The following is a 9,163-nucleotide window of genomic DNA, read 5'->3' as shown; positions in this document are numbered from 1 at the left end:
CAGTAAGCATAAACGCTGCGTAATAAATTGCTGTCACCATCTTCTGCAATTGCTCTTTGTAAACCGGCTAAACGAAATTCAGAAGGGGTTTCTAAAAATGAGCCGTTAATTGCAACGATCTGAACTGTCCCGTTTTTATCAGTTAAGTTGTTCTGCCTCGCCTGCTTGATTAAGTATTTACCTAATAAGTATCCCGCCTGATGATCATCAGGTATCAGGCTGGCGAGCCAGTATTGAAATTTCTGCTGAGGGTTACCGGCTGATTTTTTGTTTTTAGGAGTGATATCGGAATTAAATAGAAATATCGGCAGCTGGTGAAGCTCTGCTTCTTTGATTAATTTAAGTGCGATCTGTCCTTGATTGGAAATGATAACGGCATCAACATTTTGTTTTCGAGCTTTGCTAAACAGCTTAATATGATTTCTTTTCAAGCTTTGTGCATAAAGAACGGTTAGCTCTACGTTCAGTTGCTCGGCAGCATGCTGTGCAAAATCTTCGACGGGTCTCCAGAATGGATCTTGAGAATCAGCATCTAAAATTAATGCAAAGTGTAACGGCTGCGCGCTAACCGCGGTGGCAATAAAAAAATTTAAGAACAGGCATAAGCTAAGCAAAAAATGTTTCATGTTTAGCTCCCTTGATACTGGAATTATTAACCCTGATTTAAAAATTGTAGAGTTGATTCGAGTATTTAACAACCCTCAAGAGGAAGAGCTTAATTAATTTATTTAACAGTTGAGATAGAAAACCCTTGATGGCAATTTTAGATACTTTCCAAGGCGGACCTGTAAGTTTAGATAGTTTAGCGGCTGCCATCGGTGAAGAGAAATAGACGATTGAAGATCTATTAGAGCCGTATCTGATTCAGCAGGGTTTCTTACAACGCACCCCAAGAGGGCAGATCGCTACCAATCGAACTTATCTGCATTTTGGTTTTGATAAACCGGCGCAATAATTATTGCGCTTTGCGCAGCTCCTCTAATACAGATGCCGGCGAGAAATCATACTCTTTTAACTGTTTATTCAACGCTTTTGAGCGTAAACGGAAATTGATATCTTGCCAATTATGCGACTCTAGATAGGGTAGTAACAGATCGATATCTGCGGAAGTAATTAATGACATTGGCGATTGAAATTGGTAAAAAGAGTCTGCGCTAAGGGGGGATCCGTTAAAATGATCATATAACATGATCACCGCCCATGCCGCATCCATAAAGTGTCCTCCGGCTGAGGTACTAATTTGCCCCTGTTTGACGGCAACTAACCCCTGTTGAGACCAGTCAACGCCGCCGGTCAGATAATCTTTACCTTGTATTAAGCCATGCTCAGTTAAGGCCTGCTCAACGCCTATCGCCATTATATCGCTCGCCGTCCAGTAGACTTTTGCATCGGGATAACGCTGTGATAGACGAAAGGCTTTATAGTATGCCGTTTTCTGCAGCCAGTAAGCATGAACACTGCGTAATAAATTGCTGTTACCATCTTCTTTGATTGCTCTTTGCAAACCGGCTAAACGGTGTCGCGCAGGGGTATCTGCAATCGAGCCGTTAATAGCAATGATCTGTACCGTGCCATTTTTATCAGCGAAGTTTTTCTGCCGAGCTTGCTCTATTAAATGTTTGCCTAACAGATATCCCGCTTGGTGATCGTCCGGCAGCAGGCTGGCGAGCCAATACTTAAACTTCTGCTGCGGTTTACCCGCTAGTTGTTTGTTATTCCCTGTGAAACCGGAATTGAATAATAAGACTGGGGTCTGTTGTTGTTCTGCTTCTTTCACCAGTTGCAGTGCGACCTGTCCAAAGTTGGGCAAGATGACGGCATCAACATTGAGCTCTTTTGCTTTTGCGAGCAAATTAAACATATTTCTTTTCGAATTTTTTGTGTAAAGAATAGAAAGTTTTATATCTAATTGTTTGGCAGCCTGCTGTGCAAAATCTTCGACGGGTCCCCAGAAAGCATCTTGAGAATCTCGTGCTGAAAGTAGTGCAAAGTGCAGCGGCTGCGCGCTAACCGCGGTGGAATTAATCAAACCCAGGAGTAAGAAAGCGCTTACTAAAAAATATTTGATGGCTATCAATCCTTTATATCGAAATCATATATTAGTTTTTTTTAATGTACAGTAATTGGGGTTTTTAACAATATTGAATGCTAAGGTCTTCGAAATTTTGCGAGCTATATTTGTTTGTTTATTTTATTGAGCGATGTTTGCAGCCTTTGTTTTTTTTTTGCAGAAAAAACCTCTATATAAAACTTGATCCAAATCAAGTTTCTAAGTATAAATAATCGCATATTAATTGTAAGTCATTGCTGTTATATAGTTGTTAAATCGCGATGTTGTATCTCGCTGTTTTTAACATTAACTTAACAAGTTCGTTTGTTTTATGTTCTGGAGCTGACAATGTTTAAAAAATGGTTACCACAGCAGGGAATTTTTTCGATTCCTTTAATTCGTGAAATCGCACTTATTTTAATCATTAAAGTGATTATTATTTTTACTATTAAACATTTCTACTTTTCTAATCCCGTGTCTTTTAATGAGGATCATCTGTTTGGTGAGATCTCTACGATAGAAAAAACGCAGGCAACAGAGCAATTACTACAATAACCTTGCCAAAATAATAATAATAATAAAACGTTTTAACAGTTTAAAAAATTTTTAACTTTAGGAGAAAACAATGGATGAAATAGTCGATCTGTCGCGCTTTCAATTTGCAATGACAGCCATGTATCACTTTTTATTTGTGCCGCTAACGCTTGGTCTGGCATGGATATTGGTGATTATGGAATCACTGTATGTGATGACCAAAAAAGAAATTTACAAAGATATGACCAAATTCTGGGGTAAGTTATTCGGTATTAACTTTGCGCTAGGTGTTACTACGGGGCTGACCATGGAGTTCCAGTTTGGTACAAACTGGGCTTATTACTCGCATTATGTGGGAGATGTATTTGGTGCACCTTTAGCAATTGAAGGCATGATGGCGTTTTTCTTAGAATCAACTTTTGTTGGCCTGTTCTTCTTCGGTTGGGACAGATTAACTAAACTGCAGCATCTGGCTTCTACCTGCTTAGTGGCGCTTGGCTCAAGTATGTCTGCTTTATGGATTCTAATTGCAAATGGCTGGATGCAGAATCCGGTTGGTGCGGAATTTAACTACGAAACTATGCGTATGGAAATGACCAGCTTTGCTGATCTTGTATTTAATCCAGTTGCACAAGTTAAGTTCGTGCATACGGTGGCATCCGGTTATGTTACCGGGGCGATGTTTGTACTGGCGATCAGTTCATATTACCTGCTTAAAGGGCGAGATACAGCTTTTGCTAAACGCTCTTTTGCGATTGCGGCCGCGTTCGGTACCGCCGGTATTTTATCAACTATCGTATTAGGTGATGAAAGTGGTTATGAAGTCGGCGATGTGCAAAAAGTTAAACTTGCGGCTATTGAATCTGAGTGGGAAACACATCCTGCACCAGCTGCCTTTACCTTGATAGGTCTTCCTAATCAAGAAGAGCAACGTACCGATTACGCAATAAAAATTCCCTATGCATTGGGTATTATCGCCACTCGTTCAATTGATGAACAAGTGATTGGTCTTAAAGATTTGATGGCTGAGCATGAACTGCGTATTCGTAACGGTATGGTAGCTTATGGCCTGTTACAGAAATTACGTTCAGGTGATAAATCAGAGCAGAATATTGCAGCCTTTGAAGAGGTAAAGGTCGACTTAGGTTACGGTCTTCTGCTCAAAAAATATGCGCCGGATGTGGTTGATGCAAGCGAAGAGCAAATTCAGATGGCTGTAGATGACAGCATTCCGGGGGTTGCTCCGATGTTCTGGTCATTCCGGGTGATGGTCGGCGCAGGTATGGTCATGTTGTTTATTTTCCTGTTTGCGTTTTATCAGTCAGCGCGCAGTCGTATCGGAAAAAATAAACTCTTCCATAAAATTTGTCTGTACAGTCTGCCGTTACCCTGGATTGCCATGGAAGCGGGCTGGTTTGTTGCGGAATACGGCCGTCAGCCTTGGGCTATCGCAGAAATCCTGCCGACCCATATGGGCGTATCTTCGGTTTCAAGTGACAAGGTTTTGTTTAGTATTATCTCAATTGCAGCTTTTTATACTGTGTTATTGGTGATTGAAATGTTCCTGATGTTTCGTTTTGCGCGTTTAGGTCCAAGCAGTTTAAAAACGGGTAAATATCACTTCGAACAATTAGAAAATATACAAGGGCAGGGCTGATTATGTTTGATTACGAAACGTTAAAAATGTTGTGGTGGTTACTAATCGGTGTGTTACTGATTGGTTTTGTTATCACTGATGGTTTTGATATGGGGGTGGGGGCACTGATCCCGGTTATTGGTAAAACTGATGATGAACGCCGTCTTATGATCAACAGTATTGCGCCGCATTGGGATGGTAATCAGGTTTGGTTAGTTACCGGTGCCGGTGCGATTTTTGCGGCCTGGCCTGCCGTTTATGCAACCGCGTTCTCCGGTTTTTATGTGGCGATGATGCTGACTCTGTTTGCACTGTTTTTCCGCCCGGTTGGTTTTGATTACCGCAGTAAAATCGAAGATCCGCGCTGGAGAAACAGCTGGGACTGGGGCCTTTTTGTAGGCGGTGTTGTTCCGCCGGTTATTTTCGGTGTGGCTTTTGGTAATTTATTACAGGGCGTGCCGTTTATACTGGATGATTTCCTGCGTTCGCAATACCAGGGCGGATTTTTGGATCTGCTTAACCCGTTTGCTTTATTAGTCGGTGTGTTCAGCTTAAGCCTGTTTGTTTTACAAGGCTCAACCTGGCTGCAGATGAAAACAGAAGGAGCACTGCGTCAGCGAGCACGTTTAGTGTCACTGATTTGTGCGCCGCTTGCGGTGATTTTGTTTGCATTAGCGGGTGTGTGGATTGCAAACGGTATTGATGGTTATGTGATCACTTCAATTGGTGATCTCAGTGGCCCGGCGAACCCGTTATTAAAAACAGCAGAGCTACAGCCAGGTGCATGGTTAGCAAATTACGATAAATATCCACTGACTATGATTGCGCCAGCAGTGGGCTTGTTATTCCCGCTATTGACCTGGATTGCCAGCAAATATAATCGTAGTGGTTTTGCATTTTTCTGCAGCAGTGTTACCCAGGCGGGAGTGTTATTAACCTGTGCATTCAGTATGTTCCCGTTTATTTTACCATCAAGCATTGATCCTAACTTTAGCTTTACAGTTTGGGATGCTGTTTCAAGTGAAAAAACACTTAATATTATGACCATAGCTGCTGCTATTTTCCTGCCTATTATTCTGCTTTATACCACTTGGTGTTACCTGAAAATGTTCGGTCGTTTAGGTAAAGAATTTATGGCGAAATATAAACATTCAGCATATTAATTTAATTTAGGAGAGTTCTATGTGGTATTTTGCGTGGATATTAGGCATTTTGTTAGCCTGTTCATTTGGCATCATTAATGGTTTGTGGTTAGAACAGCTCGAAACCAATGAAAAAGATGTACAGCAAGCTGAAAACGATGAAGATTAATGATCTGCTTGATTTAATCCATAAACCGTTTTCATATGCGTTAACACGTTTTATTTCTATCTTGTTAGCGTTACTGTTAAGCGGTTTATTACTGGTCAATCCAAATCATATCGCAGACAGCACTGCTTCATTAGATCATGGTTATTTAACTATTTTAATGATCGCATTAAGCGCAGCGTTTGTGCATGGTATAGGTTTTGAACCTCGATTTTTCTTGTGGAGAGTTATTTTTTCTCCCTATTTTGCATGGTTCATTTTGTTTACTTTCATCGCCAGGATGTTTGTATAATCAAATCACTATAAATGACTAATAAAAAGGGGCTGCTAATCGCCCCTTTTTTGTAGGCGGCGGCTACAAATACAGACTCTTTAGTCGACAATAAAACGCAATTATAGTAGCTTATAACAAATTTTTATCTATGGAAAAACAGTGTGTTAATTTCAACATTAGCAGTACGAATATATTATGAAGATACGGATGCCGGTGGTGTCGTTTATTATGCAAATTATTTGAAGTTTTTTGAGCGCGCACGCACTGAGTTTTTACGTGAATTTAATATCGAACAAGATATTTTATTGGAAAAAAATATTGCATTTGTGGTAAAAAAAGTGGAAATGGATTGTGTTAAATCAGCACGATTTAACCAACTTATTACCGTTAAAACAGAAGTTGTCTCTTTTCGCAAAGCAAGTTTGCTCTTTAAGCAGGAAATTATAGATGAAAGCGGGGAACTTCTTTGCCAAGCAACGACTCTAATCGCCTGTGTAAATCTGCAGAAAATGAAACCCACAGCTATTCCAGCTGAAATACTTGAGGTAATGTCCAGTGCAAGCTGATATGTCTTTTATAAGTCTGTTTTTACAAGCAAGTTGGCTTGTTAAATTTGTAATGCTGCTATTGTTAGGAATGTCTATTTATTCATGGACATTGATTTTTTCTCGTTCAAGAATGCTTAATGCCGCAAAAAACTCCTTGGCACATTTTGAAGAGCGTTTCTGGTCAGGGCATGATTTAAGTCGTCTATATAAAGAAACAGCCGCGCGCAGTGAACGTATTGTTGGCGGAGAGAAAATATTTTATAGCGGTTTTAAAGAGTACTCGCGTCTGCACCGTATTCCGGGGCGTAACGCTGATAGTGTCACTGAAGGTGCACATCGTATGATGCGTGTCACTTTATCACGCGAGATTGATGACTTAGAAACTGGCCTCCCCTCTTTAGCGACGATTGGTTCGATCAGCCCTTATATCGGTCTGTTCGGTACGGTTTGGGGGATCATGAATTCATTTATTGCTTTAGGTGAAGTGCAGCAGGCAACTTTAACTATGGTTGCACCAGGGATCGCGGAAGCATTGATTGCCACTGCGATGGGGCTATTTGCCGCTATTCCTGCGGTAATGGCTTACAACCGTTTTTCAACCCAAGTTGGCAAACTGGAAACGGCTTATATTAACTTGATGGAAGAGTTTACCTCAATTTTACACCGTCAATCTATGACCGAAAGTGAGTAGGGCGTATGCAGTATTCATATCGTAGTCCCAAAAGACGTCGCGTTGTTGCAGAAATTAACGTTGTTCCTTATATCGATGTTATGTTGGTGCTGCTGATTATTTTTATGGTCACCGCACCGCTGGTAACGCAGGGGGTAAAAGTTGATTTGCCGCAGGCCGTTGCACAGCCTTTGCCCGATGACAGTAAACCGCCTTTGATCGCTTCTATCGATAAACAGGGACGTTATTATTTAAATGTCGGTGAAAGTGTTGAAACCCCGCTTGATGCTCATGAGATGAGTGCATTAGTCAGTGCGCAGTTAGCTTTAGATAGCAATGCACAATTTGTGGTAAAAGGTGATGGGGATGTTTCTTATAAACGTGTTATCGATTTAATGGTTTTATTACAGGAAGCGGGCGTACCATCACTTGGTTTAATGACTGAGCCAGAAGAATAATGAAAAACAGTTCAACAGTAATCGCATTTATTACCGCAGTTGCACTGCACCTTATTATTGGTGGTGTATTACTGATGAATATCGATTTTTCCCTGCCCAAGGAAAAACCTAAAACGCCAATCATTAACGCCTCATTGGTGAGTCAGAAAATGTTTGATGATTTAGCACAACGTAAAAACGAAAAAACGTTAGCCGAAAAAAGAAAAATAGAGCAGGCTCGTAAAGAGAAAGAGCGTATTAAACGCGAGAAAAAACGTGCAGAAGAAAAACGTAAGAAAATCGAGTCTGACCGTATTAAAGCTGAGAAAGCACAAGTATTACGTAAAAAGAGAGAAGTTGAACGCATTCAAGCTGAAAAATTATTAGCAGCCAAGAAGTTAAAAGCCAAACAGGAAGCGGATAAAGCAAAAAAACTTGCAGATGCTAAGCGTAAAAAGAAAGAAGCTGAGCGTGTAAAGGCTGAGAAAAATGCACAGGAAAAACGTAAGAAAAAAGAGGCTGAACGAGTTCAAGCGGAAAAAGCTGCTAAAGCAAAAGCGCTCAAAGAAGCCAGGCTCAAAGCGGAAAAGGAAACGAAACGTAAAGCCGCTGCTGAAAAAGAGCGTTTACGCCAGGCTGAACTTGATAAGCAGATGGAAGCGGAATTTGCTGATGAGTTTTCCAGTGCGCAAAGCTCTAAACAGCAGATTGAAATTACGCGTTATACAGAATTAATTAAGAGTAAAATTAAGAATAATTGGATTACTGCTCCAGCTATGAAAGGTAAAAGTTGTACGCTGGCAATTCGTTTGGCACCTGATGGATTTGTATTGAGTGTTAACCGAGTTAGTGGTGATCTTAAAGTTTGTGATTCAGCTAAACGTGCCACATTAAAAGCGCATTCATTTTCGATGCCTGAAGATCCTGACATTGCATCACAATTTCGTGATATCAATGTTACCTTAGATCCTGATTTATAAGGAAAATCACCTATGTTATTACGTTTGTTATTATCATTGTCAATGCTTATTATTTCAGCGCAGGCCTCTGCCCGCTTAGAAATATTGATTACTGGCGGAATCAATAGCGGCCGCCCAATCGCTGTTATTCCTTTTAAGTGGTCTGGTGCAGGCAAAAAACCTGAAAATATCTCAGAAAGAATTTCGGCGGATCTGCAGCGTAGCGGCCAATTCAGTCCAATACCGATTGATAAAATGGCTAAGACCCCCTCCAATAGCAGCAATATTGATTATGCTTTGTGGCATAAAATGGGTGTTGAGGTGATTGTAATGGGGGAAATAAAGCCAGCCGAAGAGGCGGGCAAATTTATTATCACTTATGAGTTATTAGATGTTGTTAAAGGCAATGTCGATCTGGCTGAATACAGCCCTGTTTTAGATAAACGTCGCAGCACAGTGAAAACAGCTAAATTGCGTCAGTATGCACACCAAATTAGTGATGTTGTTTATGAGAAATTAACCGGCGTGAAAGGTGCATTTTTAACCCGCCTCGCTTATGTAGCAGTGGATCGTAACAGCGAACACCCTTATCAGCTGCGTATTTCGGATTATGATGGTTATGGTGAAAAAACTATTTTGCGTTCAAAGCAGCCAATTATGTCACCAGCATGGTCTCCTGACGGGCGTAAACTTGCCTATGTAAGTTTTGAAAAACGTCGCTCACAAATCTATATACAAGATTTATAT

At 40.7% G+C, this 9,163-nt stretch carries 11 protein-coding genes and 2 pseudogenes; 11 read left to right on the top strand and 2 right to left on the bottom strand.

Going from position 1 to position 9,163, the window contains the following annotated elements:
• Window positions 1–626: substrate-binding domain-containing protein (locus tag AC4GME_RS11730; protein WP_490379432.1), on the bottom strand; the 626-nt coding region annotated here is incomplete at its 3' end.
• Between the two features lie 113 nt (window positions 627–739).
• Here AC4GME_RS11730 and AC4GME_RS11725 point away from each other — a divergent pair.
• A pseudogene (locus AC4GME_RS11725) lies at window positions 740–955 on the top strand (Holliday junction DNA helicase RuvB C-terminal domain-containing protein); the annotation flags it as partial.
• On the opposite strand, the gene AC4GME_RS11720 reads toward AC4GME_RS11725, so the two are convergent.
• Window positions 956–2,029, bottom strand: a complete 1,074-nt coding sequence (locus AC4GME_RS11720) for an ABC transporter substrate-binding protein (protein WP_490379431.1) — start codon at window positions 2,027–2,029, stop codon at window positions 956–958.
• Window positions 2,030–2,398: 369 nt separating this feature from the next.
• Here AC4GME_RS11720 and cydP point away from each other — a divergent pair, with 369 nt between their 5' ends.
• The 10 genes and pseudogenes from cydP to AC4GME_RS11670 all read left to right on the top strand — a co-directional run.
• Window positions 2,399–2,605: a cytochrome oxidase putative small subunit CydP gene (gene cydP, locus AC4GME_RS11715; RefSeq protein WP_490379430.1), complete on the top strand. Its 207-nt coding sequence runs from the start codon at window positions 2,399–2,401 to the stop codon at window positions 2,603–2,605.
• A 70-nt stretch (window positions 2,606–2,675) separates the two neighbouring features.
• The gene (locus tag AC4GME_RS11710) at window positions 2,676–4,241 is read left to right on the top strand and encodes a cytochrome ubiquinol oxidase subunit I (protein WP_490378544.1); all 1,566 of its coding nucleotides are present in this window, start codon (window positions 2,676–2,678) and stop codon (window positions 4,239–4,241) included.
• 2 nt (window positions 4,242–4,243) lie between these two features.
• Window positions 4,244–5,383: a cytochrome d ubiquinol oxidase subunit II gene (gene cydB, locus AC4GME_RS11705; protein WP_490378545.1), complete on the top strand. Its 1,140-nt coding sequence runs from the start codon at window positions 4,244–4,246 to the stop codon at window positions 5,381–5,383.
• Window positions 5,384–5,402: 19 nt separating this feature from the next.
• On the top strand, window positions 5,403–5,531 hold the full coding sequence (gene cydX / locus AC4GME_RS11700; protein WP_490378546.1) for a cytochrome bd-I oxidase subunit CydX: 129 nt from the start codon (window positions 5,403–5,405) through the stop codon (window positions 5,529–5,531).
• Window positions 5,521–5,820 carry a cyd operon YbgE family protein gene (locus AC4GME_RS11695; RefSeq protein ID WP_490378547.1) on the top strand — a complete coding sequence of 100 codons (300 nt, stop codon included), beginning with the start codon at window positions 5,521–5,523 and terminating at the stop codon, window positions 5,818–5,820. Before cydX ends, AC4GME_RS11695 begins: the two co-directional genes overlap by 11 nt.
• A gap of 143 nt (window positions 5,821–5,963) precedes the next feature.
• Window positions 5,964–6,368, top strand: coding sequence for a tol-pal system-associated acyl-CoA thioesterase (gene ybgC, locus AC4GME_RS11690; protein WP_490379429.1), 405 nt, complete (start codon window positions 5,964–5,966; stop codon window positions 6,366–6,368).
• Window positions 6,358–7,041, top strand: coding sequence for a protein TolQ (tolQ, locus tag AC4GME_RS11685; protein WP_490378275.1), 684 nt, complete (start codon window positions 6,358–6,360; stop codon window positions 7,039–7,041). The genes ybgC and tolQ overlap by 11 nt, the downstream gene beginning before the upstream one ends.
• A 5-nt stretch (window positions 7,042–7,046) precedes the next feature.
• The gene (gene tolR, locus AC4GME_RS11680; protein WP_490378274.1) at window positions 7,047–7,478 is read left to right on the top strand and encodes a protein TolR; all 432 of its coding nucleotides are present in this window, start codon (window positions 7,047–7,049) and stop codon (window positions 7,476–7,478) included.
• On the top strand, window positions 7,478–8,437 hold the full coding sequence (gene tolA, locus AC4GME_RS11675; RefSeq protein ID WP_490378273.1) for a cell envelope integrity protein TolA: 960 nt from the start codon (window positions 7,478–7,480) through the stop codon (window positions 8,435–8,437). The genes tolR and tolA overlap by 1 nt, the downstream gene beginning before the upstream one ends.
• A 12-nt stretch (window positions 8,438–8,449) precedes the next feature.
• Window positions 8,450–9,163: pseudogene (locus AC4GME_RS11670) on the top strand (Tol-Pal system beta propeller repeat protein TolB); the annotation flags it as partial.

It is taken from the genome of Psychromonas sp. (assembly GCF_983033635.1).
The sequence above is the reverse complement of the archived record's forward strand: the minus strand, read 5'-3'. Positions and strand labels throughout refer to the sequence as shown.